Annotated in this window: 21 protein-coding genes; all 21 read right to left on the bottom strand. The window is 43.1% G+C overall.

The window, feature by feature from the left end:
- Positions 1-232: 232 nt before the first annotated feature.
- On the bottom strand, positions 233-1,189 hold the full coding sequence (gene trxB / locus ACSU6B_RS02460) for a thioredoxin-disulfide reductase (RefSeq protein WP_410882473.1): 957 nt from the start codon (positions 1,187-1,189) through the stop codon (positions 233-235).
- Between the two features lie 221 nt (positions 1,190-1,410).
- A complete protein-coding gene (locus ACSU6B_RS02455; protein ID WP_410882471.1) occupies positions 1,411-2,904 on the bottom strand; it encodes a tetratricopeptide repeat protein in 1,494 nt (497 codons plus the stop codon).
- Between the two features lie 272 nt (positions 2,905-3,176).
- The gene (gene hisIE / locus ACSU6B_RS02450; protein WP_088089562.1) at positions 3,177-3,794 is read right to left on the bottom strand and encodes a bifunctional phosphoribosyl-AMP cyclohydrolase/phosphoribosyl-ATP diphosphatase HisIE; all 618 of its coding nucleotides are present in this window, start codon (positions 3,792-3,794) and stop codon (positions 3,177-3,179) included.
- Positions 3,791-4,552 carry an imidazole glycerol phosphate synthase subunit HisF gene (hisF, locus tag ACSU6B_RS02445; protein WP_215005562.1) on the bottom strand — a complete coding sequence of 254 codons (762 nt, stop codon included), beginning with the start codon at positions 4,550-4,552 and terminating at the stop codon, positions 3,791-3,793. The genes hisIE and hisF overlap by 4 nt, the downstream gene beginning before the upstream one ends.
- 55 nt (positions 4,553-4,607) lie before the next feature.
- Positions 4,608-5,330 carry a 1-(5-phosphoribosyl)-5-[(5-phosphoribosylamino)methylideneamino]imidazole-4-carboxamide isomerase gene (hisA, locus tag ACSU6B_RS02440; protein WP_410882469.1) on the bottom strand — a complete coding sequence of 241 codons (723 nt, stop codon included), beginning with the start codon at positions 5,328-5,330 and terminating at the stop codon, positions 4,608-4,610.
- On the bottom strand, positions 5,327-5,953 hold the full coding sequence (hisH, locus tag ACSU6B_RS02435; RefSeq protein WP_410882467.1) for an imidazole glycerol phosphate synthase subunit HisH: 627 nt from the start codon (positions 5,951-5,953) through the stop codon (positions 5,327-5,329). Before hisH ends, hisA begins: the two co-directional genes overlap by 4 nt.
- 88 nt (positions 5,954-6,041) lie before the next feature.
- Positions 6,042-6,629 carry an imidazoleglycerol-phosphate dehydratase HisB gene (hisB, locus tag ACSU6B_RS02430; protein WP_168245660.1) on the bottom strand — a complete coding sequence of 196 codons (588 nt, stop codon included), beginning with the start codon at positions 6,627-6,629 and terminating at the stop codon, positions 6,042-6,044.
- Positions 6,630-6,656: 27 nt separating this feature from the next.
- On the bottom strand, positions 6,657-7,937 hold the full coding sequence (gene hisD / locus ACSU6B_RS02425; RefSeq protein WP_410882465.1) for a histidinol dehydrogenase: 1,281 nt from the start codon (positions 7,935-7,937) through the stop codon (positions 6,657-6,659).
- Position 7,938: 1 nt separating this feature from the next.
- Positions 7,939-8,577 (bottom strand): ATP phosphoribosyltransferase, encoded by a 639-nt coding sequence (hisG, locus tag ACSU6B_RS02420; RefSeq protein WP_168245662.1) that lies wholly within the window; start codon positions 8,575-8,577, stop codon positions 7,939-7,941.
- On the bottom strand, positions 8,570-9,742 hold the full coding sequence (locus ACSU6B_RS02415) for an ATP phosphoribosyltransferase regulatory subunit (RefSeq protein ID WP_215005577.1): 1,173 nt from the start codon (positions 9,740-9,742) through the stop codon (positions 8,570-8,572). The genes hisG and ACSU6B_RS02415 overlap by 8 nt, the downstream gene beginning before the upstream one ends.
- Before the next feature lie 459 nt (positions 9,743-10,201).
- Positions 10,202-13,918, bottom strand: coding sequence for a bifunctional 2',3'-cyclic-nucleotide 2'-phosphodiesterase/3'-nucleotidase (locus tag ACSU6B_RS02410; protein ID WP_410882462.1), 3,717 nt, complete (start codon positions 13,916-13,918; stop codon positions 10,202-10,204).
- Between the two features lie 301 nt (positions 13,919-14,219).
- A complete protein-coding gene (locus ACSU6B_RS02405) occupies positions 14,220-14,747 on the bottom strand; it encodes an acyltransferase (RefSeq protein ID WP_410882460.1) in 528 nt (175 codons plus the stop codon).
- 5 nt (positions 14,748-14,752) lie between these two features.
- Complete coding sequence (gene ppaX, locus ACSU6B_RS02400; protein WP_410882458.1) at positions 14,753-15,397, bottom strand: pyrophosphatase PpaX; 645 nt, start codon at positions 15,395-15,397, stop codon at positions 14,753-14,755.
- Entirely contained in the window at positions 15,390-16,334 is a 945-nt protein-coding gene (locus tag ACSU6B_RS02395; RefSeq protein WP_410882456.1) for a nucleoside recognition domain-containing protein, read from the bottom strand. The genes ppaX and ACSU6B_RS02395 overlap by 8 nt, the downstream gene beginning before the upstream one ends.
- A gap of 31 nt (positions 16,335-16,365) precedes the next feature.
- Positions 16,366-17,184 carry a prolipoprotein diacylglyceryl transferase gene (gene lgt / locus ACSU6B_RS02390; RefSeq protein ID WP_215005592.1) on the bottom strand — a complete coding sequence of 273 codons (819 nt, stop codon included), beginning with the start codon at positions 17,182-17,184 and terminating at the stop codon, positions 16,366-16,368.
- Positions 17,185-17,205: 21 nt separating this feature from the next.
- Complete coding sequence (gene hprK / locus ACSU6B_RS02385) at positions 17,206-18,144, bottom strand: HPr(Ser) kinase/phosphatase (RefSeq protein WP_410882454.1); 939 nt, start codon at positions 18,142-18,144, stop codon at positions 17,206-17,208.
- A gap of 162 nt (positions 18,145-18,306) precedes the next feature.
- Entirely contained in the window at positions 18,307-18,672 is a 366-nt protein-coding gene (locus ACSU6B_RS02380) for a phage holin family protein (RefSeq protein ID WP_168245669.1), read from the bottom strand.
- A 15-nt stretch (positions 18,673-18,687) separates the two neighbouring features.
- Positions 18,688-19,797 (bottom strand): DUF4097 family beta strand repeat-containing protein, encoded by a 1,110-nt coding sequence (locus ACSU6B_RS02375; protein WP_410882452.1) that lies wholly within the window; start codon positions 19,795-19,797, stop codon positions 18,688-18,690.
- A gap of 40 nt (positions 19,798-19,837) precedes the next feature.
- Positions 19,838-20,152 (bottom strand): DUF4870 domain-containing protein, encoded by a 315-nt coding sequence (locus ACSU6B_RS02370; RefSeq protein ID WP_088089577.1) that lies wholly within the window; start codon positions 20,150-20,152, stop codon positions 19,838-19,840.
- A gap of 317 nt (positions 20,153-20,469) precedes the next feature.
- Positions 20,470-23,343: an excinuclease ABC subunit UvrA gene (gene uvrA, locus ACSU6B_RS02365; RefSeq protein ID WP_410882449.1), complete on the bottom strand. Its 2,874-nt coding sequence runs from the start codon at positions 23,341-23,343 to the stop codon at positions 20,470-20,472.
- Positions 23,344-23,350: 7 nt separating this feature from the next.
- Complete coding sequence (uvrB, locus tag ACSU6B_RS02360; protein ID WP_410882447.1) at positions 23,351-25,330, bottom strand: excinuclease ABC subunit UvrB; 1,980 nt, start codon at positions 25,328-25,330, stop codon at positions 23,351-23,353.
- Between the last annotated feature and the right edge of the window lie 114 nt (positions 25,331-25,444).

The following is a 25,444-nucleotide window of genomic DNA, read 5'->3' as shown; positions in this document are numbered from 1 at the left end:
ATATTTCTTTAATTATTATTATAGTTTGTCACTATTGCTAACATACTTTTTATAAAATACTTACGAGCAGATCCGCCTAAAAAAATAGCACAGGCTACGGGCCTGTGCATGAAAGGAATATATTTTTTAAAGGGGGTCAATTACTGCTTTTATCATACCCTAACAATATTTCACTACTGTTACAAGAGAATTAAAACAGAGTTACGTTTTTGTAAAAACAATGGAAGATTTTTTAGCTTCTGCTTTTTTGTTTTAATTCTTCTTTAAGCTCCTCAACAAAATGCTGGGCACTTTGAGCAGCAATACTTCCATCTCCCGTTGCAGTCACAATCTGGCGTAACGTTTTTTCTCGAATATCACCAGCTGCAAAAATTCCCGGTACCTTCGTTTCCATGCGGTCATTTGTTTCGATATAGCCATTTTCATTGGTAATTCCTAGGCTTGTAAATGGTTTCGATAATGGCACCATGCCGATATAAATAAAGACTCCGTCAGCCGGTAATACTTGCTCCTCGCCATTCTCTGTGGAAACCAATGTCACACTACCCACTTTGCCATCTTTGTCATTAATCGACTTAATCGTGTGATTCCAAATAAAATCCACTTTCTCATTGGCAAAAGCACGGTCCTGGAGGATTTTTTGGGCACGAAGCTCAGCACGGCGATGGACGATAGTTACTTTGGAAGCGAAACGGGTTAAATAAACCCCTTCTTCAACGGCAGAGTCCCCGCCGCCAATCACATAAAGCTCTTTTGCTTTAAAGAAGGCCCCATCACATACAGCACAATAGGATACACCGCGGCCGCCCAGTTCTTTTTCACCTGGAACACCAATTTTCTTATACTCTGCACCCGTAGTAATGATAACTGCGTAAGCTTTATATTGTTTTGACCCGGCAACGACGATTTTATAGTCACCGTGATCAATGATTTCCTTAATATCGCCATAAGCATATTCTGCGCCAAACTTTTTCGCATGTTCGAACATCTTTGTTGATAAATCCGGACCTAAAATACTTTCAAAGCCAGGATAATTTTCAACGTCCTCGGTATTGGCCATCTGCCCACCCGGCATCCCGCGCTCAATCATTAGTGTCGAAAGGTTCGCACGAGATGTATAAACAGCCGCTGTCATCCCCGCAGGGCCAGCACCGGCAATAATGACGTCATAAATTTTTTCTTCAGACATATTTTGTCACTCCTTTATAGAAAAGCGGAAGCGCTTTGGTCAGGGGCGACTAGCATAAGACGAGCCGGCCGGAAGGTTGTTCTTTACCTTCTCGTCGGATTGGCTTAGACCATAGAGCCCCTAGGCGCTGCAGCTAGACAGTAATATAAAAAAATACGATTAAGTATATTGTTCCCTTACTTAATCGTATATAACAATCGTTTTATCGTCCACCAATATGCTTAATTCAAATAGCTATTCACTATTTTTACATATTTGCCAATCGTTGCTGTGGAAATCCCATAGCGTTCAGCAACTTCCTGCTGGGATACCTTTTCACTGCGCAGCTTGTGCCACATATACTCAACTGCGCCAGCCCAGGCACGTTTATTTTTCAAACGAAGCTTAGCTTTGGAAACCTCGACATACACGGAAAACCACATGAGGTATAACCCAGCCTCAATGGTGCCAATTGGTTGATGGGTTTCATAAAAAAGCTCGGCAATTTCTTGTGCATCCGAAGTCATGGATGGTTTTCCCGATCTGATTAACGAGATATAATCCTTTTCCAAGGCCGTAAATTTCTGGTTTTTAAAAAGCCGTTTAGAGGTGATAATTTCCTCTTTTTTACTTGAAACGGTCGTTAGGAAAAGGGCAAATAAGCGCTCTTCTACATAGTCGCTTTCAAGCTTTTGAAAAATAGATCCGGAAAGGTCCTCAAAACCATTAGCTGATGCGTTTTCTTTATTCCATGGTTCAGAGCCTTCTTTGTCAGGACTAAGGTCCAGCACCTTTTTCCAGATGCTTTTTGCAAAATTTTCATGGCCTGTGAAATAGGCCGAATAAGAAAGCCAATAATAATATGGACCATCGCCATCAAAGCCATGTTTATATAATTTTTTCAGCCATAAATAGGCAAGTTCATATTCACCAACCAAAGCAAACGAGGCACCCAGCTTAAATTGCTGTTCACTAAGAAGCGGTTGAATTTTCTTCAATGTTGCAATCAACCCTGCCACATTCTTTGATTGGCCCTGATAATGAGCAAATACAAGTCTGTTACAAAGAGCATGGAGATTTCCCGGATTTCGCTCCAACACATCGTCTAGGATGGATTCCGCCTTTTCTGTTTTGCCTAGATAGAAATAAGCGAGCGCCAAGTTATTGTATGCCGACCAGTACTCCGGATAATCTTTGACCACATCATTTAACAGCTCAATTGCTTTTGGAAAGTAACCTGACTCCAGCAGGTCACGAGCTTGTTCTTGTTTGACAATCAGGTCATCCTGCGGATAAAGTTCATCCTCAAGATCCTCTGACTCAAATGTTAATACATCAAGCAAATCATCTGTATCTTCGCTAAAATCACCATCTGGATCTAGCTCTAAATACAGCTTGGCGTGGTGATAAGCATCTTTAAAAAATCCCAAATGGGCATAATTATTCGCCAAAAAGTAATGGCATTCCACCATTTCTTGATCTAGTTCTTCAAGGATGAGGTGCAAGAGCCGGTTGGAATTTTCAAACTCGCCAAGTTCTGTTGACACGATCGCCAACTGGCATATAATCATCGGTTCACCCGGCTCAAGCTGCATCGCTCGCCCAAGATATTTTTTTGCTTTTATAAAATCACGTCGATGGAATGCCTTTAAACCCTTCGTGAAATAATATTCCCCCGTAGGAACAAATGAAAGTAATTTTCCCATATGCATTCTTGCTTTCGCGTCTTTACCCATGAAGTCCTCCACATTTTTAACATAACTAATGTAGTATACCACATGATGGAGTTGTTCGAGAAGGGATTGTAATGGGGGAGTTTCGGATTGTTTTAGAAAGATATGGCGAAATGGAAATGTTTTTACAATTTCCGTCTAATTCATCTAACTTTTGTATAATTATCGGTGCGTTTTGTAAAATAAGCTCTCAGTTTTGTATAATAGTAGCCTAATTTGTAAAATTACTCTTCAGTTTTGTTCAATGCAATATTAAATAAAAAAAACCGGTCTATTTACGACCGGTCCTTGTGTCTTTCCTCTAATGTTCTCAAAATATCTTTGAATGGGAGGCCTTGTTCCACCAGCAATACCTGTAAGTGATAAAGCAAATCTGCTGCTTCCCATCTTAGCTCCTCAGGGTCACGGTTTTTAGCAGCGATAATTACTTCGGCCGCTTCTTCACCGACTTTTTTCAAAATCTTATCGACGCCTTTTTCAAAAAGATAGGTTGTGTATGCCCCTTCTGGCCGCTCACGTTCACGTTCGACGATCACTTTTTCAAGCGATTGCAGGATCTGATAATCGGCCAAGCTCGAAGTCCCTTTAAATCCACGTTCAGAAAAACAGCTCACCGCACCCGTATGGCAGGCAGGACCTTTGGGATAGACAAGCACTAATAATGCATCTTGATCACAGTCATAGTTGATGCTGACAACCGTTTGCGTATTGCCGCTTGTCGCTCCTTTATGCCATAATTCCTGACGAGAACGGCTGAAAAACCAGGTTTCACCCGTTTCAATTGTTTTCGCGAGTGATTCCTCGTTCATATATGCGAGCGTTAATACTTCCTTCGTTCCCGCATCCTGGATAATTGCCGGCACTAACCCTTTTTCATCAAATCGTACATTCATCGAACCGTCACTCCTTTTTCCCGTAAATAGGATTTTACCTCATGAACAGAAGTCTCTTTATAGTGAAAAATAGAAGCAGCAAGGCCAGCGTCTGCCTTCCCAGCGCTAAATGCTTCCTCAAAGTGTTCCGAATTCCCTGCTCCGCCCGAAGCGATGACTGGAATCGGAACGGCTTCACTAACCGCCTTTGTCAGTTCTAGATCAAATCCATTTTTCTCGCCGTCACTGTCCATACTTGTTAATAGAATTTCACCTGCTCCAAGCTCGGCTGCTTCCTTTGCCCACTCAACCACTAGTTTGTCTGTAGGAGTCCGGCCGCCGTGCGTAAACACACGCCATGTCCCAATTTCTTCATCAAATTTCGCATCAATCGCTACGACGATACATTGCGAACCGAAGTAACTGGCACCTTCTTTAATGACCTCTGGATTCAAGACGGCAGCTGTGTTCAGTGACACTTTATCTGCCCCGGCCCGAAGAATTCTCTTCATATCTTCCAAGGCATTGATTCCCCCGCCAACCGTAAACGGAATCGCCAGCTCGGAAGCGACAGCTTTCACTACTTCCACCATCGTTTTTCTTCCTTCAACCGATGCTGAGATATCTAGGAAAACAAGCTCGTCTGCACCTTGCTGGTCGTAAAATCGTGCCAATTCAACCGGGTCCCCCGCATCCCGCAGCTGGACAAATTGAATGCCTTTTACCACTCGACCGTCCTTTACATCAAGGCAGGGAATGATTCGTTTTGTTAATGTCATATACTCTCACCTTCCAATGCCTCTTTTTGCAGGGAATACTATGTAAACTCCTGTGTTATACTCCTGCCAGTTCCAATGCTTCTTTCAGGGTAAAACGATTTTCGTATAGCGCCTTACCTACAATTGCACCGCTTATGCCGTTTTTCGCTATCTCCTTTAAATCTGCAAGACTGCTTACCCCGCCAGAGGCAATGACATTTTTTCCAGTTACTTCTGCCATTTCACATACAGCTGCTATATTCGGACCTGCAAGTGTCCCATCTGTGGCAATATCGGTAAAAATAAACGTCTCTGCGCCTGCTTCTGCAAAGCGCTTGCCAAGATCGACCGCCTTTAGTTCTGAGGTATCCAGCCATCCGTGTGTGGCGACATAGCCATTTTTCGCATCAATGCCAACCGCAATTTTTCCACCGTATTTCTTTATCATCTCAATTGCAAACTCCGGATTCGATACAGCAATGCTTCCGATGATGACCCGATCCACACCATTTTCAAGGTAGTGAACGATGTCCTCTTCCGAACGAATCCCGCCGCCAATTTGAATTTTTACATCAAGTTTGTTTGCCGCTTCAATCACGAACCGGTCATTAACCCGCTTGCCATCCTTTGCTCCGTCAAGGTCCACCATGTGGATCCAATCTGCGCCGTCAGCGGCAAAACTCTTAGCCATATCAAACGGCGAGTTCCCGTAAATCGTTTCTTGATCATAGTCCCCTTGGAGGAGACGGACGCAATTGCCGCCCCGCATATCAATTGCCGGATATATTGTTAAACTCATCGGACTGCCTTCCTTTCCTCCACCATTTGTAAAAAATTATCTAGAAGGGCCATCCCAAGCTTGCTGCTTTTTTCTGGATGAAATTGCATCCCCATCACATTGTCTCTGCCAACAACTGCTGAAACTTGTTCGTGGTAATCCGCCTTTGCCAGTAAAACATCGCTGTTGTTTGCATCCACATAATAGGAATGGACGAAATACACATAATCCTCTTCTACATTTTTTAACAGAGGTGAGTTGTTAACAAATTCAAGCCGGTTCCAGCCCATGTGAGGAACCTTGTAAGTCGCTCCCTCTGATGTTCGGCCTGGAAAGCGGCGAACACTTCCTGGTAACAATCCTAACCCTTTCGTTAGACCATTTTCCTCACTTTGCTCAAACAACAGCTGCATCCCAAGGCAGATACCGAGGAGCGGTTTACCCGTTGCCACAAATTCCTTGATCGTCTTCACTGGCAAGCGTTCCATCGCATCACGAAAGGAACCCACCCCAGGAAGAATCAATCCATCAGCTTGAAGTAATTCCTTCTTATTGGCGGAAATAAAATAATCAGCGCCTAGTCGCTCAAGTGCTTTACTCACGCTAAACAAATTCCCCATCCCATAATCAACAATGCCAATCATCGAAAACATCCCTTTCCTGGTGCCTCTTCATGGTGCCTGACACCCAAATTTCTTGCCTTCTGTTTGATGGTGCCTGACACCAAGGTTTTTATAACATCCCTTTTGTCGATGGCACGCCTTTGATGCGTGGGTCGATGGTCGTTGCTTCGTCTAGGGCACGTCCGAGTGCTTTAAAGACGGCTTCGATCATATGGTGTGTATTTTGTCCGTAATGTACGATAACATGAAGATTCATCCGAGCTTCTAATGCAAGCTTCCATAAAAATTCATGAACAAGCTCGGTGTCAAAGGTGCCCACTTTTTGTCCTGGAAACTCGGCACGCATTTCGAGATGCGGACGATTACTGAGATCGACGACTACCTGTGCTAAAGCTTCATCCATCGGTACAAAGGCATTCCCGTAGCGCTTAATGCCGCGCTTGTCCCCCAGTGCTTCACGAAGCGCCTGCCCTAAACAAATGCCAATATCTTCTGTTGTATGGTGATCGTCTACTTCTGTATCACCATTCGCATTAACTGTAAGGTTGAATTGCCCGTGCTTTGTGAATAAATCAAGCATATGCGTCATGAATGGGACACCCGTTTCAAGATTGGACTGTCCGTCACCATCTACTTCTAATTTCAATTGTATTTGCGTTTCATTTGTATTTCGTTCAACACTTGCGATTCTTTCCACGAACGGGACCTCCTTATTTTATGAAAGCTATAACTTTCCGTCATTTTTCAAACGAATTTCCACTGCTCTCGCATGGGCCTCGAGCCCTTCCATCCGGGCGAACTCAGCAATTTTTGCACCATTCTCGGTTAAAGCCTTTTCACTGTAGATAATTACGCTCGATTTCTTTTGAAAATCGTCCACATTTAGTGGACTGGAAAAGCGAGCGGTTCCGTTTGTCGGCAGAACATGATTGGGACCTGCAAAATAGTCTCCCACGGGTTCAGAGCTGTAACGACCAATAAAGATCGCTCCTGCGTGACGAATTTTCCCAAGTAACTCAATGGCATTTTCTGTGATGACTTCTAAGTGTTCCGGTGCTAACTGGTTTACGGTTTCGACCGCTTCGTCCATATCTGCTGTTACGTAAATCGCACCATAGTCGGCAACCGAGCGGGCGGCAATGTCTTTTCGCGGCAGATGTTCTAGCTGCTTTTCGACTTCCAAAGCAACAGCTTCGGCTAAAGTAAGCGATGGAGTCACGAGAACACTACAGGCACGTGGGTCATGCTCCGCTTGTGATAGCAGGTCAGCCGCCAATTCGTCCGCCTTTGCCGAGTCATCTGCCAAGATGGCGATCTCACTTGGACCGGCGATCATGTCGATGTCCACATCCCCGAAAACTTCTCGTTTTGCCAGCGCCACAAAGATATTTCCCGGACCGGTAATTTTATCAACGGAGCGAATCGATTCTGTTCCATAGGCGAGTGCCGCAATTGCCTGAGCCCCGCCAACCTTATAGATTTCTTCGACGCCGGCTTCCTTTGCAGCCACAAGTACCACTGCTGGCAATTGACCTTGGTCATCAGGAGGTGATACCATCACAATCCGTTTCACACCAGCGACTTTCGCCGGAATCACATTCATTAGGACGGATGATGGATAGGCAGCTGTTCCACCTGGCACATACAGGCCAACCGAATCAAGCGGCGTTATTTTTTGACCAAGAACGGTTCCATTTTCTTCGGTGGTCATCCATGATGGCCGGAGCTGCTTTTCATGAAATGCTCGAATATTTTCCGCTGCTTCCTGGACGATCGAGATAAAACGCTGATCGATCTGCTGATAGGCTGCCTCGATTTCTTTATCTGTTACGGAAAAAGAAGATAAGTTCACACGGTCGAACTTTTCGGTATACTCTCTTAACGCTTCGTCACCGCGAGTGCGAATCTCCGCAATTATTTTTTTGACAACATCCTGCTGTTCTGAGGTACCCGCTTCAATCGAACGTTTAATCGAAATAAGTTCACTCACTTTTAGTATTTTCATGTTAATAATCCCCCACTGAAACTACTTCACTAAGTCGTGTCACTAAATCGTCGATCTGATTGTCTTTGATCCGATAGCTGACAGGATTGACGATCAGCCGCGATGTTACATCGACAATTCTCTCGTACTCGACGAGACCGTTTTCCCTCATCGTCCGCCCAGTCGACACAATATCAACGATTCGATCTGATAAACCAATGATTGGGGCCAGTTCGATCGAACCATTTAATTTAATAATCTCGACTTGTTCCCCCTGCTCACGAAAATAAGCCTCGGCCACATTCGGATATTTAGTGGCCACTCTCGGTGCAACATCATTCATTTTCGTATCGGGAAGACCCGCTACTGCCAAATAACAGGCGCTGATGCGTAAATCGAGGAGCTCGTAAACATCGCGCTCTTCCTCAAGCAATACATCCTTGCCGGCAATACCAATATCCGCAACGCCATGCTCGACATAGGTTGGAACGTCTGTCGGTTTCGCTAAGATAAACCTTAGTCCCTCATTTTCAACCTCAATAATTAATTTACGGGAATCATCGAATTCCGGCGGAAGCTGATATCCAGCTTTCCTAAGCAGGTCGGCCGCTTCTTCAAATATCCGCCCCTTCGGCATCGCAATCGTTAGTACATTATTCATCGGCACGCCCTCCTAATAAGTAGGTAGTATCCGCAAATTTCTTTGTATAGGCATCAAGATTTTTGACACCATTGATATCCTGAAGCACCGTCCGCTTTCCTTGTTGATGCATTTTTTCGGCTAATTGAAAGGCTTCTCTTCGTTGCTCCTGGCTGAAAAAGATGCAAGTCACTGTGTTTTCGATATCATAGCTTCCGAGCGCCTCTAAAAGTCGATCAAGGTGAACCCCAAACCCGGTCGCACTTGCTTTTTTTCCAAATTTCTCTATTAAGCTATATCGACCGCCATTCCCAATTGGAAAGCCAACCTTCCCTGCGTAAACTTCAAATAAAATACCAGAATAGTAGCTCATATGGCTGACGATGGTTAAATCAAATTTGACTTGATCCTGTACACCGTAATCATTTATACAATCCCATAATTCCTTTAGTTGTAAAATAGCTTGCTTACCTTTTTCATTTTCTATTAGGTCGAGTGCTGTTCCAATTATTTCCACTCCACCTCTAAGGTCAAGGAACTGAAGAAGTCTCTGCTTATCAATCGATGATAGCGATAGGGAATTCACATGCTCGCGGTAGCCGACATAATTTTTTTCATAGAGAAATCTTCTTAACGAATCGGCTCGCTCATCTGTGCCGAGGATTTGTAAAAATAATTCCTGGGCAAAGCCAATATGGCCGATAGATACTTGGAACTCCGATAATCCTGCTTTTTTCAATGAAGAAATAAGTAATGATATGACCTCTCCATCACAAGAAACCGTTTCGTCATTCAAGCATTCTACACCGATTTGCTCAAACTCAGCAGGCCGGCCGCCTTCACGTTGCTGCGCCCGGAAAACGTTCGCAGAGTATGCTAACCGAAGCGGCATGTCATCCTGCAATAGTTTCGATGCTGCTACTCTGGCAATTGGTGCTGTCATGTCAGGCCTCAAAACGAGTGTATGGCCCTCTTTGTCAAGCAATCTAAACAGCTGGGCATCCTGAATGGCTGATGCGGCTCCAACGGTTTCATAGTATTCCAGTGTAGGTGTTTCAATAAATTGGCAGCCCCAAAGTTTGATCGTATCCTCCATTAAGGTCCGAACACGATGTTTCTTTTCATATAACTCCGGCAGCGTGTCTCTCATGCCTAAAGGCTTTTCAAACATAAACAAGCGACTCATCCTGCTCATCCTTTATCGTTAGATTACTTTGTTTATATATTGCATATTTTCTAAATGCTTTAGTCTGCTAATGTGATAATGAATTAAAGTATTTTTAGTTTACCTCTAGGTAACCTTTTCGTCAATGAAATTTTGAAGGAATTGACCAAATCTAGATAGTTTTCCCGCCAAACTCTGATTGAATTCCGCCAAAACTCAGAAAATTTTTGTTATAGCTTTTGAATTCGTTCGAACTAGGCGGGGATTCCGCCAAACTTTAGTGGATTTCCGCCAACAAGACCAGGAATTCCGCCAATTTCCTGAGTTATTCCGCGAAAGAGTAATTTAATAGTAAGTTTACTACAAAAAAGCCTGGTTGCGAAAACCAGACTTCAATAATTCTTCCTATTTATTTTTCGACCATAATAAAAAAGCGCCTCTGAAAAGTTTCAGAGGCACTTCAAAGTACTCGCTAGTTTTTTACCAGAACTTTGAATTCCTTTTAACAAGAGTAACGGAAGTAGCGTTGCTTGTATTCTCAGCTGCATCTGTTGCAGTTAAGGTTAAGACTTTTCCATGTGTTTGAGCTGATTTAAATGAAATAGTGAATACTCCCTCTTTATCAGCAACCGCACTGCCTAGCATTGTTTTTCCTTCAAAAACTTTAACCGTTGAACCAGCCTCTGACTTTCCAGTAACGTTCTTTGCAGGGGCAATGATTTGTCCAACTTGCGGCGCGTTAGGTGCCACATTATCAATCAAAATTCTACCTTCAATTTGTGCTGAAATTGGTCCGGTAAAGGACTTTACATAATCAATAAACGCGTCTATATCAGTCATCTTTGTAACGCGATCCGTTCCTTGTTTTAGAACAACAAAACCATCACCGCCGTCAGCCATGAAGTTGTTGACCGTAACAGAATAAACTTTATTAGGATCAACTTTCGAACCATTTGGAAGGTAAATATCAAGCACCTTTTGCCCAAGTGGTAAATTATTAGTCCAAGTATACTTTAATCCTGAAATTTGCATGATACGATTTCTGTCTGCTGCAAACTGTTGATTTAATAATGTTCTTACTTGCTCACCAGTAAGGTTCATTGTCACGATATCATTTCCGAATGGCTGGATGGCGAATAGGTCGCCCCAAGTGATTGGACCCGCCTTTTTAATTTCATCACGGATACCGCCAACGTTCATAAAGGCAAAATCGGTGTTTGTAGCTGCTTTCATACCATCAGCAATCAGGTTACCAAGTGCCGTTTCTCCGTCTGCATTTGCAGTCCGAGAAATCGGTGTTGCTGCCTCGCCAACTATTTGACCTGTGATTGGGGCAATATCTGCCTGATATTTATCAAGCTCTGCTTTGATTTGTGTATCTGGAGTAATCGCATCTCTGAAGGTGGATGCAATTTCAGCTTGTTTCTCGACAATATCTTGTGTGACTGGGTCAATGGTCAAATCAACATCAGAAAATGCTGTACCATAAGAATAGGATTGAACTAACAATTTACCATCAACCGTTGAGTTCAGATACCTATGATCATGTGCACCATAGATAACGTCAACTTCATCATCAATCGCTTTGGCCATATCGACAACTTTACCTGTTGGATTGTCTCCATTTGTTGCTGAAGTTCCAGGATCATGGGCAAGAACCACGATAGATTCTACACCTTTGCCTTTTAACTCTGCCGCATATTTATTGACTGCTTCAACTTCATCTGTGAATTTAACGCCTGCGACACCGCTTGCCGTAACGATACTTGGTGTTTCTGTTGTAACGACACCGATGAAGCCAATCTTTACGCCATCCACTTCTTTGATTGCATATGGCGGTAAAATTAATCCGCCTGTTTTTTCATCCTCCACGTTGGCAACAACATATTGGAAGTCGGCTCCTTCAAATTCACCATACTTGTCAACCGTTTTTGGATGGGCACCACCATTGATTAAACGCTTCATTTCTGTTACGCCTTCATCAAATTCATGGTTACCGATTGTACCAATGTCCATACCGATTTCGTTCATAAAACGGATGGTTGGCTCATCTTGTAATAGCGCAGAAACTGGACGGCTTGCGCCTACTAAATCTCCAGCTTGAACCATTAAGGTATTAGCGGGGTTAGTTGCTTCTCTTTGTTTTAGGTAAGCAGCTAAGTATTCAATACCGCCGACTTCACGGTTAGACACTTTAGTTGTATAGTCTAATTGTCCATGGAAGTCATTGATTCCTAATAATTGAACGTGAACGTTTTGGTCTAATTCAAATAACTCGTATCCTGCTTTAGTTGTTGATGCTCCGAGGTCTTTTACCTCTGGTTGTTGTCCAAGGTATGCCGTAGCATCCGGTGTAGAGTGGAATACTAATTTTGCAACCCCGCCAACAGGAGCAATCTTCCAGTTGTTGTCCGCTACAGGGTTGATTGTACCCTTTGCACTAATATAATCCATAAGGATTTGACGGTTTTCGAATGGAGAATCAACTACCACTTTAGCATTCTTCAATTCAGCTAGACCGCCGCTTCCGCCCGCACGATAGTTATTCGTTGCAACGATGAATTTTTGGTCCATCTGAACAGGTGTTCCATCCAACATCCTTAAGTTAACAACGCGCTCGCCTTTTGGCTTGGTTACATCAATTTCGTATTTTACACCGTCAATGACATCATAATTGTAAGGACGGAAATCATAATCAAGTAAATCCTGATTTCCTGCTTTATTCGGGTCAATCGTATTGAATTGTTTTGCTGATTCTTCGATCCATCTCTTCACTTGATCTCCTGTTACTTCAACCGCTTTTAAGGTGTTATCAAATAAATACAAATCAGCTGCACTCTTGATTGTTACGTCACCTTTAGCAATATTCGTGTAGTCAGCTACACCGCCGCGGCCGCCCTTAAACGGTGCTGCCGCAGATAAGACTGGATAATCCTTATATTCTGTATTCGCAATCGCTTTTTTCACGTAATCCATTTGCGCATTGTTAACAATTTGTGTGGAAGCATCATCCATTACACGTGTGAAGAAACTGTGCATCGGAATCTCCGTCGTACCGATTTCTCCACGTACATACGCAAGTGTTTGGTCATGGATAGCTTGTGTATCACTTACAATTGTCGCGTCTGAAGCTGTATCAGCCGTAACGGCACGGTTAACCGATTTAGAATTGGCCTTATCAACAGTCCACTTGCCATTTGTATCCTGAACAAGCGCTAAGTCAAGCACACCAAGGTTATTTCCCCAGAAGCCAGCTTCAACAGCTTGAACATCATTTATTTTACCATTAGTGTTATCGATTCCAGTCTTGCCGTTAAATGATGCATCTCCAGGGAAGTTTACATGAGCATGTCCGAAAAGCATGGCATCAATGCCAGGTACTTTTGTTAAATCGTATACGGCATTCTCTGCTGCTTCTTGGCCTTCCGCAGCGATATCACAGCCAGAGTGTGCAATTGCTACAATTATATCGGCTCCTTCCGCCTTCATTTGGGGGATAAATTTTTTAGCTTGTGAAACAATATCTTTTGTAACGACATGACCTGTTAGGTTATCTTTATCCCACTGCATAATTTGCGGTGGAGCGAAGCCGATTACCCCAACCTTAATGACATGTTCATTCCTGGCCTCATCCTTAATCGTTTTATTGACGATTTTATAAGGAGTGAAGTAGTTAACATCATTATCAGGGTTGGAATCATGATCATCTTTATATATATTGGCGTTTACAATCGGAAATTGTACTTCTTCCTGAACATCTTTTAAGTAGTCTAAACCATAATTAAATTCATGGTTACCCACAATCCCGGCATCATATTTTAAATAGTTCATTGCTTTGTAAATAGGATGAGTATCATTTGGGCCAAGTTTATTTACTTTTGCTACATAACTTGCCAGTGGATTTCCTTGAATCGTATCACCCGCATCGAATAGCATGGAGTTGTCAACTTCAGTTCTAGCTTGATGGATTAATGTCGCTGTTTTAGCTAATCCATAATTCGTAACTGGTGCATCTTTGAAATAATCATAGGGTAAAACATTAGAATGTAGGTCAGTAGTTTCTAAGATTCGTAGAGTCGCTGTGTTTCCGGAAGCAGCCTTTACATTATAAGGTATTGCGGGCGAGACAATAGTACTAAGTATCAAAGCTGTGGCAGCCAATTTGCTTAATTTACTAATATCTTTCTTTTTCTTCATGCGCTTTATCACCTATCCCTTTGGATTATTCTTTCTACTAAGAACACAGGCCACGAGATTATGTACAGGTCATCCTCTCCTTTTCTAAAGATCCCGACAAAAAACGGCAAATTTTTAATAGAAATGTAAACTATTAAAAATTTGCCGATACCTATTCTATGAACAGGGACTGAACCTTTTCGTATAGATGCACTACTATTATAAGGTTCTGCATCAAGACCAAAAACGTGCCTTAAATACTGTTTTTTTGAAGTATTTTAAAAATAGCAAAAAAAACCTAGTCTGAATTGACCAGGTTCATCTACTTTCTATAAATCGGGTCTTCTGCCCAACGCTTTTCTAGTTCTTCTTTCGTGTAAATAAGTCGCATCGGATTCCCGCCAACAAAACATCCAGGAGGAACGTCCTTATGAACTAAAGTTCCCGCCGAGACAATCGCCCCATCACCAATCGTCACGCCTGGAAGTATTGTCGAATTTGCACCGATCATCACTTCACTGCCAATAACAACCGGACCAAGCCGGTATTCTTTAATTAAATACTCATGCGCAAGAATGGTCGTGTTATAGCCGATAACGGTATTGCGGCCGACGCTGATTTTTTCTGGGAACATGACATCCAGCATAACCATTAAGGCAAAGGAGGTCTGCTCGCCCACTTTAAGGCCCAAAAAAACACGATAGAGCCAATTCTTCATCCCCAAGAATGGCGTATAGCGTGCCAGTTGGATCACAATAAAATTTCTGACAACCTTCCAAAAAGGCACAGTCTTGTAGACGTGCCATAAGGAATTTGTCCCTTCAACAGGGTAGCGGGTCGTATTTCTCACTCATTTCACTCCCCGAGAATGGTTAATAAGTCAGCCATGTTCTCTAGAATATAATCTGGTTCGTACTTTGCAATATACTCTCTACCTTTAATCGACCACGCACAGCCAGCCGTTACAGTCCCAGCATTTTTGCCTGCTAAAATATCGTGGTAATTATCGCCGACCATCATCGTCTCTTCAGGCGAAGAATCCAGCTGTTCTAATGCTTTAAATATCGGTTCTGGATCAGGCTTGGTCTTGCTGACATGTTCGTAAGCAACAATCACCTCAAAGAATGGTTCAAGGTTCATCAAACGCAGACCCTTCATTGTCACATCATGACGTTTCGTCGTTACAACTCCGAGCTTATACCCTTTTTCTTTTAAGGTCCGAATCGTTTCCGTGACACCGATAAATTCCTTCACTAGCCTATCATGATTGGCAATGTTAAAGGTGCGGTATTCTAAAATCATTTCCTCGACCTGATCAGGGTCAATACTGCCAAACGCCTCGTGCAGCGTAGGTCCGAGAAATGGCAGGACATCCTCACGCTGGTACTTGCTTGGGTAGTATTTTTCCAGTGTGTGCAGGTACGTCGTAATAATCAATTCATTCGTATCAATTAATGTTCCGTCTAAATCAAATAGAATCGTAGTAATTTTGTTAGTCATAGGTTGCTTCCTTTCTTTTCACAAGCCCCGAGCGTTTCCAAATCGTACCGACAATTAAGGTTAACACAATGGCAACACCGATCCGGATGAGAAACAACGGCAAGACTGGAATCCCAAGCGGAATAAAGATTAACGTATCCTCGACAACCGCATGGCAGGCCATTAGAAAAATAAACGCCAAGGTTATATCCTTTTTGCTGACTCCATCTTCTTTAACTGCCTGAATCATCACACCGGCTCCATAGGCTAAACCGAACAACAGGCCGGCTGCCATCGTGGTCGAAGTGTTCTCCTGCATGCCTAAGGTTTTGGTAACCGGAGCCATCGTTTTTGAAAACTTATATAACCATTGTAAGTCTTTTAAGATTTGAATCACGATCATAAGCGGAATGACGATCATGGCCAGCTGCAATATGCCCAGCCCTGCTTTTTGAATGGCTTCGAGGAGAATTCCGCCGACTCCCACTGCAGGTTCAGCACTCTGCTCAATAAATCCATATTTAGCAGTTTCTCCGCCTCCATGCCAGACAAGATTAATAACGGCTCCAGAAAGCAGGGCAAGTCCTGGTCTTGTGACGAGAACAATCCACAGCTTTACACCGGCTTTCATCGCAACGCCTGATTCAATAAATAAATTATGAGAAAACGACAGCATTACTGCTAAAATAAACACTTCTTTTACCGAAAAATCAAGCGTTAAAATTGCTCCAATTGCCGCATAAAGGTTGAGAAAATTCCCAAGTACAAGCGGAATGGCCGCATCCCCTGACAAGCCGATCAGTTTCATAAGCGGGGAAATCACTTTAATGATCCATGGCAGTACGGGTGTATACTGCAGCACGGCTACAATCAGGGTCACAGGAAAGATAACTTTTCCCAATGTCCATGTTGTCTTTAAGCCAACCAGCAACCCCTTTTTCAATGAATTAAATAGCATTTTCCCCCATACTCTCCTTTAATAATTCCTGTTAGAGATTCTCTTGATCTAAATAACGTCTCTCCGAAATCTGCTTTGTTCGACGATAAATGAGAATAGCTAGTGCACCAATCACTAATGCAATCGAAATCGTTTGCGCCATCCGAAGACTTCCAAGCATTAAACTATCGGTCCGTAAGCCTTCGATGAAAAAGCGGCCGATCGAATACCAAATCACATAGGTTAGGAACAGTTCCCCGCGCCGGAAATTGACTCTACGTAAGAAAATTAATAGGAAAAAGCCTGCAAAGTCCCAGAGAGATTCATAAAGGAACGTTGGATGATAGTAGGTTCCGTTAATATACATTTGATCAATAATAAATGTAGGCAAGTGTAAGTTTTCTAGGAAAGTTCTTGTTACTTCTCCACCATGGGCTTCCTGGTTCATGAAATTACCCCAGCGGCCAATCGCCTGTCCGAGAATAATACTTGGTGCGGCAATGTCAGCAATCTTCCAGAAAGATAGGCCGCGTTTTTTGGAAAACACATAGGCTGTCAGGACGGAGCCAATTAATGCACCGTGAATGGCGATGCCTCCATTCCAAATTTGCGGGATATCCGCCGGATGTTTGACATAATAATCCCATTCAAAAATCACATAATAAATTCGGGCCGAAATAATCGCAATCGGAATGGCCCATAGCATTAAATCTGCGAACGTGTCTTTATCAAGTCCCCGCAGGTTTCCTTCCCTAATAGCCAGGTACAAGGCAAGTGCCAGGCCTGAACCAATGATAATCCCATACCAATGCACCGAAATAGGTCCAAGTGTAAAGGCAATCGGATTTAGCGGTTGAATTGTTTCGTTCATCTCTCTATCTCCTTTTCCCTTTTAAATCTCTTCATCATGGTCACCGTCTTCAATGACATCGGACAAGCGCTCGGTAAATTGTTGAGCTGCATTCACACCCATTCTTTTTAGACGGAAATTCATGGCCGCTACTTCAATAATAACAGCGAGATTTCGTCCCGGACGAACGGGGATGGTTAACTTAGGTACATCCGTGTCGATAATTTTCATTGTCTCTTCATCCAAACCAAGACGGTCATACTGTTTTTTGGAGTCCCAAATTTCTAAATTCATAACGAGAGTGATGCGTTTATGACTGCGGACCGCACCTGCACCGAACAGAGTCATCACATTGATAATCCCTAAACCGCGGATTTCTAGTAAATGCTCGATTAAATCCGGAGACGTCCCAACTAAGGTATCCTGGTCTTCCTGACGAATTTCCACGCAATCGTCCGCGATGAGACGATGACCGCGCTTGACTAATTCTAATGCGGTTTCACTTTTACCAACACCGCTTTTTCCGGTAATTAACACACCAATCCCATAAACATCCACTAAGACACCATGGACAGCCGTCGTTGGCGCCAGCTTGCTCTCTAAGTAATTGGTTAGCCGGCTGGAGAAACGGGTCGTTTTCATGCCCACACGTAGAACAGGAACTGATTCACGCTCTGATGCTTCAATCAGCTCTATGGGTACCTCAATATCTCTTGTGACAATAATCGCTGGAGTGATATCGGTGCATAAACGTTCCATTCTTGAAATCCGTTCGTTTTCGGAAAGCATTTCAAAAAATGATAGTTCTGTTTTTCCTAAGAGTTGAATACGTTCCGCGGGATAAAATTCAAAATATCCAGCAATTTCAATTCCTGGACGGGAGATGTCACTCATAGTAATCGGGCGGTTAATTCCTTCTTCACCGCTGACCAATTCAAGATTAAATTTCTCTACTATATCTTTGGTACGAACTTTCGGCATGGAAACATCCTCCTTAAACGGATTAAGTTTTATTCTAAAAATTCCATTTCCATTTATTTTAGCATTTTTTAATGAATAACTATACTTTCCTGTCTAAAAAATTGATTTGGATATTTTTCTCAAAAAAAAGAGTGCACACCTATTAGGTGAACACCCTTACCATTAATCCTTCGATTTCCTTGATGGTTGCAGAAGCGTTTTTTGAATAATCAAGTTTACAAGTGACATAAGTACAGCGAAAAAGAATGCCATGCCAAAACTAGAAATCTCAAAGGCGTCACCCATCAAATAGTCCGTCAGTTCAAGCGTAATGGCATTGATGACAAATAGAAACAACCCTAAGGTTAAAACTGTCACTGGCAAAGTAAATAAAACCAGGAGCGGGCGCACCAAAACATTTAATATCGACAATAAAATGCTTGCCTGAAGTGCGGCACTAAATCCGGTTAATTGAAAACTTTCGTGAAAATAACCCGCAAGTGCCATAAATAAAACCGCATTAATTAAACATCCAATCAGCCATCTCATTTTCGGCTCTCCTAGTTATACATCTTGTGATCTATGAATCGCGATGGAACCAGTTTTTGTGTCTGCATAAATTTTCACCATTTTATCAGGATGATTAATAGATTGGAAGCGGAGCGATTTCTGAATCATCTCGCTTTTCTCCTCCAATATCTGTACACCGACTAGCTGCACATTAAAACCGCCAAGATTGGTCTTAAGCTCCCCATTTACCGGCAACCCTTCAGGGACGAATAGGTCGATCCCGCCAGTGGTTGCTTTTACTTGTATTACTTCCGTTCGGTTACCGCTGATATTATAGCTGATGTTTCCATTAAAGGATTGGGTCTCTACTTTTTTGAAATCACCATCAAGTTTGATTCCCCCGTTTATGGTCTCTGCCTCAAGATCCTCAATTTGACTGTTGATAATCTTGATTTTTCCGTTCGCTGTTTCAATCTCTGCTTGTTTTCCTTTTATCCGTTCAAGGTTTATTTTCCCATTTGCGGTTTTCACCCTTAGGTCAGCTACATTCATTTCTTCCCCTAATATAGTGCCATTAAACATCCTAATGCGCACGCGCTCATACTCAGATTTTGGCACATAAATAACGGATTCAACTTTCATCCACTTTTGCTGTGTCATAAAACGTAATTTCCTATTCTCAACAGAAAAAACGACATCTCTTAAAAAGTTCTGCCGCGCTTGCTCTGAGTTTTCAACCCTAAATACCTTCGCCTGGCATTCAATTCGTACATCCGGCTGGTCCCATGCTGCAATCTTTATGGACCCGTTAGCTACATCAATGTCCATATTTGTCAGGTCGACATCACCTTGGTGGAAAATATGTGAGATTTCGATGGATTGGCCAAAGTTCAAATCAAAATCAAAATCTTTGATTTTTTTCAATGCTGTATCGACAAAATCAAAAATCTTCTCCTTTGTCGATTGGTATTTCGCCTGTAAGGGGTCTTCCTTTTTCGTTTCTTCAAAATTCACAGCTGTCGAGAGTTCATTCACAATTTGCTCTTGCTTCTGCTCCATCGTCTGCTGGGCCTTTTCGAGTTCATCAAGCAATGTTACTGCTTCATCAACGGGCAATTTGCCTTCTTCAACCATTTTTAAGATCCGCTTTTTTTCTTCTTTCATATTTTCCACCCCAGAATCATAAATTTGTCTCACTTTATGCTTATTCAGAAACTAAGACCTTTACGCCTTTGATAATGTTCCAGATGACGACAACAAGCCAGATAATCAAAAGGACAACCATACTTATAATGGTAAAAGCAGGCACCCTGTCTTGAATAGTGGCGAAATCATAGTAGATACCGAATACAATAAATGGTGTTGGAATGAGTGGAATTAAATGCGATAGTAGTGATTTTTTGGCATGTCTTTTTGTGACTTCATCTCCCGTCGCAATAAACACGATCAGCGGAAAAATAAACCCAGCGAAAAAAATACTAAAATAGCACAAGCTTGAAAGAACCTTTCTCGTTTCCATTTCTGCGCCCAACTCCTTTATCTTTTATTTACGAAATAGGGGAGGAGAAAGTTTCGTATATTTTTAGAAAAAGTGGATGCCTTCTTGGTTGCGTTTGAATTAGGCAGCTCTTTGGTTAAGATTCCGCCGAATTGACCCGGAATACCGCCAAACTTTAATTTATTCTGCCGGACTCACTATTTATTCCGCGAACTCTCATACTTATTCCGCTGATTCCAGCCGTAATTCCGCCAAACCCACATTTACCCGGAGTTCAGCTCATAAAAAAAAACCGAATTCAGAAGGCATCCCTCCGAATTTCGGCTCTTCTTTACTATCTATGCTTTTATGGTACTCTTATCTTCAATTTCCTGTTTCATTCGTAACCGGTCACGTTCAAGAATTGGTTTTAAGTACTTGCCCGTATATGATTCAGGAACTTCGGCTATCTTTTCTGGTGTTCCGATTGCCACAATCGTTCCGCCCTTGTCGCCGCCCTCAGGTCCAAGATCGACAAGGTAATCGGCTGCCTTAATGACATCGAGATTATGCTCAATCACCAACACAGTATCGCCATTATCAACCAATCGCTGCAGCACAACGAGTAAGCGTGAAATGTCATCGACATGAAGACCTGTTGTCGGCTCATCTAAAATGTAAAAGGATTTCCCTTGCGAGCGACGGTGCAGTTCAGAAGCGAGCTTGACGCGCTGCGCTTCTCCTCCAGATAAAGTTGTCGCAGGCTGCCCTAATTTAATGTATCCGAGGCCAACATCATAAATGGTTTGCAGCTTGCGGCTGATTTTTGGAATGTTTTCAAAAAATTCAACGCCAGCTTCCACGGTCATATCGAGGATATCTGAAATGTTTTTTCCTTTGTACTTTACTTCTAAGGTTTCGCGATTATATCGCTTGCCGTGGCAGACTTCGCAAGGTACATACACATCGGGTAAAAAGTGCATTTCAATTTTGATAATCCCATCACCGCGGCACGCCTCGCAGCGTCCTCCCTTCACATTAAAGCTGAAGCGGCCTTTTTTATAACCACGGACCTTCGCTTCGTTTGTGTTCGAAAACACATCACGGACGTCATCGAAAACCCCAGTATAGGTGGCAGGATTCGAGCGCGGTGTTCGGCCGATTGGCGACTGATCAATATCGATGACTTTTTCTAAATACTCAATTCCTTTAATGCTTTTATGTTCACCAGGTTTTGTTTTTGCACGGTGCAGCTTTTGTGAAAGTGATTTATGGAGGATCTCGTTGATAAGGGTACTTTTCCCCGACCCCGATACACCAGTTACTGCAATAAACATACCAAGCGGCAGCTTCACATTGACATTTTTTAAGTTATTTTCGGAAGCCCCTTTGATTTCAATAAAGCGACCATCCGGTTTGCGGCGCTCGAGTGGCAGCGGAATAAACTTCTTCCCTGATAGATATTGACCTGTCAGTGAATTCGGGTCAGCCATCACCTCAGCAGGTGTACCAGCCGAGACAATCTCACCGCCATGCACCCCGGCACCTGGGCCGATATCAATCAAATAATCGGCAGCAAGCATGGTGTCCTCATCATGCTCGACGACAATCAAGGTGTTGCCGATATCGCGCATGTTTTGCAATGCCCCGATTAAGCGGTCATTATCCCGCTGATGCAGTCCGATTGACGGTTCATCCAAGATATATAGGACACCCGTTAAACGCGAACCGATTTGTGTGGCCAAGCGAATCCGCTGGGCTTCCCCGCCTGAAAGCGTACCAGCTGTCCGGCTCAGTGTTAAATAATCGAGACCGACATTAATTAAGAAACCTAGCCGTTCACTAATTTCACGGAAAATCAATTTGGCAATTTGCATTTCTTTTTCTGAAAGGTCTAATTCTGCAAAAAATTGATTTGCTTCTTCAATCGAAAGGTCGGTAACATGGGCAATATGCCGGCCATTAATTAGGACAGCCAAAGTTTCTTTTTTCAAACGGTAGCCTTTACAGGTTGGACATGCCTGCTCGCCCATATATTTTTCCATTTGCTCCCGGATGTAATCAGAGCTGGTCTCTTTGTACCGGCGCTCAACATTACGGATGACACCTTCAAATTCTATATTGCCCTCACGAATCTGGCCAAAATCATTTTCATAGCGGAAATAAATCTTTTCACGCCCACCCCCATAGAGGACTTTCTCCAACAAGTGTTCAGGGATTTCCTTAACAGGGGTATTCATATCCACTCCGAAATGATTGCATACGGCCTCAAGCAACTGCGGATAATATTGAGAACTTGTTGGCTCCCACGGGGCAATCGCATGCTCTTTTAGTGTCAAATCACGATTAGGAATGACCAAATCAAGATCGACTTCAAGCTTGGAGCCAAGTCCATCACATTCTGGGCAGGCACCAAACGGACTGTTGAAGGAAAACATCCGCGGTTCTAGTTCTCCAATTGAAAAACCACAGTGCGGACAGGCATGATTTTCACTAAATAACAGTTCTTCTTGTCCGATTACGTCAACAATAACCTTACCTTCGCCCAGTTTCAGTGCGGTCTCGAGTGAATCGGCAAGCCTTGCCGACACCCCTTCCTTGACAACGATCCGGTCGATAATAACCTCAATCGAATGCTTTTTGTTTTTTTCAAGTTCGATGTCATCACCAAGGTCAATCATTTCCCCATCCACACGGACACGGACAAATCCTTGTTTCTTGATATCCTCGAACACCTTCACATGTGATCCTTTGCGACCTGAAATAACTGGGGCTAGGATTTGCATTTTGGTCCGTTCCGGGTATTCTAAAATTCGGTCGACCATCTGCTCAATCGTTTGCGAGGAAATTTCAATTCCATGAATCGGACAGGTTGGGTGCCCGACCCTTGCAAATAATAATCGTAAATAATCATAGATTTCTGTCACCGTACCGACCGTTGAACGAGGGTTCCGGCTTGTTGTTTTTTGATCGATGGAAATGGCCGGGGAGAGACCCTCAATCGCATCCACATCCGGTTTATCTAACTGGCCAAGGAATTGCCGCGCATAGGCAGACAAGGATTCGACATAGCGCCTCTGCCCTTCTGCATAAATCGTATCAAAGGCAAGCGAGGACTTTCCTGAGCCGGAAAGTCCTGTCAGTACAACAAGCTTATCTCTCGGAATGGTGACATCTATATTTTTCAAATTGTGGGCTCTGGCGCCTTTCACAATCAGTTTTTCCATTGCCATTGTAACGTCATCCTTCCGCCTTAAGTTCCAATATTAAATCACGAAGCTCAGCGGCCCGTTCAAAATTAAGCGCCTTTGCTTCGACTTTCATTTCTTTTTCCATCGTGGCAATTAGTTTTTCTTTTTCTTTCTTCGACATCTTACTGAACGATGCCGCTGGTTTGTAATCTTCCTGATCTTCCGCTGCATGGGTGGCACGGATGACATCGCGAATATCCTTCTGAATCGTCATTGGCGTGATTCCATGCTTGCGATTATATTCTTCCTGAATGGCACGACGGCGTTTCGTTTCACTTATCGCTAATTCCATCGAGTTCGTGATTTTGTCTGCATACATGATGACATGTCCATGGGCATTCCGGGCGGCACGGCCAATCGTTTGGATTAACGACCGTTCGGAACGAAGGAAGCCTTCCTTGTCGGCATCTAGAATCGCGATGAGCGAAACTTCTGGTATATCCAGTCCTTCTCGGAGCAGGTTAATTCCGATGAGAACGTCATATTTACCGAGGCGCAGTTCTCGGATAATTTCAATCCGTTCGAGTGTCTTAACCTCCGAATGCAAATATTGAACTTTGATACCGATTTCCTTTAGATAATCGGTTAGGTCCTCGGACATTTTTTTCGTCAAAGTGGTAACCAGAACACGTTCATTTTTCCTAACCCGTTCGTGAATTTCACCAATCAAGTCATCGATTTGCCCCTCAATTGGACGGACCTCAAGTGTTGGATCCAAAAGTCCTGTCGGGCGGATAATCTGCGAAACCATTTCCGGCGTATGCTCAAGCTCATATGGTCCAGGTGTAGCCGAAACAAAAATGATATTCTGGATATGCTTTTCGAACTCATCAAACATTAACGGCCGGTTATCAAGCGCTGATGGCAGACGGAAGCCATGATCAACAAGCACTTGTTTCCGCGCTTTATCCCCATTAAACATCCCTCTCACTTGCGGCAAGGTAACATGCGACTCATCAATCACCATCAAAAAGTCCTTTGGAAAATAATCAAGCAGTGTATAAGGTGTCGAGCCCGAATCCCTTAAGGTTAAATGGCGCGAGTAATTTTCAATCCCTGAGCAAAAACCCATTTCACGCATCATTTCCAGATCATAGCGCGTCCGCTGTTCAAGCCGCTGAGCTTCGAGTAATTTATTATCATCTCGCAGTTCTTCCAGACGAATTTCCAGTTCTTTTTCAATATTTTCAATCGCTATTTTCAGCTTTTCTTCCCTTGTAACGAAGTGGGATGCTGGAAAAATCGCTACATGTTCTCGTTCCCCAATGATTTCTCCGGTTAATGCATCGACCTCTCGAATCCGATCAATTTCATCACCAAAAAACTCGACACGCATGCAGTGCTCATCACGAGAAACAGGGAAAATCTCAACAACATCGCCACGGACACGGAAAGTTCCGCGCTTGAAATCGATATCGTTTCGGTCGTATTGGATATCGACTAATCGGCGCAATAGTTGATTGCGTTCCACTTCCATTCCCGTTCTAAGCGATAACACCATTTCACTATATTCTTCAGGAGAACCTAATCCATAAATACAAGAAACAGAGGCAATCACAATCACATCTTTCCGTTCGAATAGGGAAGATGTCGCTGAGTGCCGCAGTTTATCAATTTCATCGTTGATACTAGCATCTTTTTCAATGAAGGTATCGGTCTGTGGGACGTAAGCCTCTGGCTGAAAGTAATCATAATAGCTGACAAAATACTCGACTGCGTTGTTTGGGAAAAATTCTTTAAACTCACTGTAGAGCTGTCCAGCTAGTGTTTTGTTGTGGGCGATGACAAGGGTAGGTTTATTTACTTCTTTAATCACGTTGGAAATCGTAAATGTTTTACCCGTACCTGTAGCGCCAAGCAGCGTCTGCTGGCGTTTATTGTTTCGAATACCCTCGACTAATTGTCTGATTGCCTCTGGCTGATCCCCTTGTGGCGAGTACTTTGAAACTAATTCAAATTGGTCCTTCACAAATATTCCCCCTCCCGAAATATCAATCACTTTTCAGCATATGTACCTTGTTAATGGACCGGGATGGTTGCTTTCAAGTGTATCCACTAAAATTCATATTAACATTTTACCACA

It is taken from the genome of Neobacillus sp. C211 (assembly GCF_051842875.1).
GTDB lineage: Bacteria > Bacillota > Bacilli > Bacillales > Cytobacillaceae > Neobacillus.
The sequence above is the reverse complement of the archived record's forward strand: the minus strand, read 5'-3'. Positions and strand labels throughout refer to the sequence as shown.

What these genes read in the sequence shown, in the direction of transcription:
- trxB (WP_410882473.1), bottom strand. Translation starts at nt 1,189, where the DNA reads ATGTCTGAAGAAAAAATTTATGACGTCATTATTGCCGGTGCTGGCCCT.
- ACSU6B_RS02455 (WP_410882471.1), bottom strand. Translation starts at nt 2,904, where the DNA reads ATGGGTAAAGACGCGAAAGCAAGAATGCATATGGGAAAATTACTTTCA.
- hisIE (WP_088089562.1), bottom strand. Translation starts at nt 3,794, where the DNA reads ATGAATGTACGATTTGATGAAAAAGGGTTAGTGCCGGCAATTATCCAG.
- hisF (WP_215005562.1), bottom strand. Translation starts at nt 4,552, where the DNA reads ATGACATTAACAAAACGAATCATTCCCTGCCTTGATGTAAAGGACGGT.
- hisA (WP_410882469.1), bottom strand. Translation starts at nt 5,330, where the DNA reads ATGAGTTTAACAATATATCCGGCAATTGATATGCGGGGCGGCAATTGC.
- hisH (WP_410882467.1), bottom strand. Translation starts at nt 5,953, where the DNA reads ATGATTGGCATTGTTGATTATGGGATGGGGAATTTGTTTAGCGTGAGT.
- hisD (WP_410882465.1), bottom strand. Translation starts at nt 7,937, where the DNA reads ATGAAAATACTAAAAGTGAGTGAACTTATTTCGATTAAACGTTCGATT.
- hisG (WP_168245662.1), bottom strand. Translation starts at nt 8,577, where the DNA reads ATGAATAATGTACTAACGATTGCGATGCCGAAGGGGCGGATATTTGAA.
- ACSU6B_RS02415 (WP_215005577.1), bottom strand. Translation starts at nt 9,742, where the DNA reads ATGAGTCGCTTGTTTATGTTTGAAAAGCCTTTAGGCATGAGAGACACG.
- ACSU6B_RS02410 (WP_410882462.1), bottom strand. Translation starts at nt 13,918, where the DNA reads ATGAAGAAAAAGAAAGATATTAGTAAATTAAGCAAATTGGCTGCCACA.
- ppaX (WP_410882458.1), bottom strand. Translation starts at nt 15,397, where the DNA reads ATGACTAACAAAATTACTACGATTCTATTTGATTTAGACGGAACATTA.
- ACSU6B_RS02395 (WP_410882456.1), bottom strand. Translation starts at nt 16,334, where the DNA reads ATGCTATTTAATTCATTGAAAAAGGGGTTGCTGGTTGGCTTAAAGACA.
- lgt (WP_215005592.1), bottom strand. Translation starts at nt 17,184, where the DNA reads ATGAACGAAACAATTCAACCGCTAAATCCGATTGCCTTTACACTTGGA.
- hprK (WP_410882454.1), bottom strand. Translation starts at nt 18,144, where the DNA reads ATGCCGAAAGTTCGTACCAAAGATATAGTAGAGAAATTTAATCTTGAA.
- ACSU6B_RS02380 (WP_168245669.1), bottom strand. Translation starts at nt 18,672, where the DNA reads ATGAGATGGCTGATTGGATGTTTAATTAATGCGGTTTTATTTATGGCA.
- ACSU6B_RS02375 (WP_410882452.1), bottom strand. Translation starts at nt 19,797, where the DNA reads ATGAAAGAAGAAAAAAAGCGGATCTTAAAAATGGTTGAAGAAGGCAAA.
- ACSU6B_RS02370 (WP_088089577.1), bottom strand. Translation starts at nt 20,152, where the DNA reads ATGGAAACGAGAAAGGTTCTTTCAAGCTTGTGCTATTTTAGTATTTTT.
- uvrA (WP_410882449.1), bottom strand. Translation starts at nt 23,343, where the DNA reads ATGGCAATGGAAAAACTGATTGTGAAAGGCGCCAGAGCCCACAATTTG.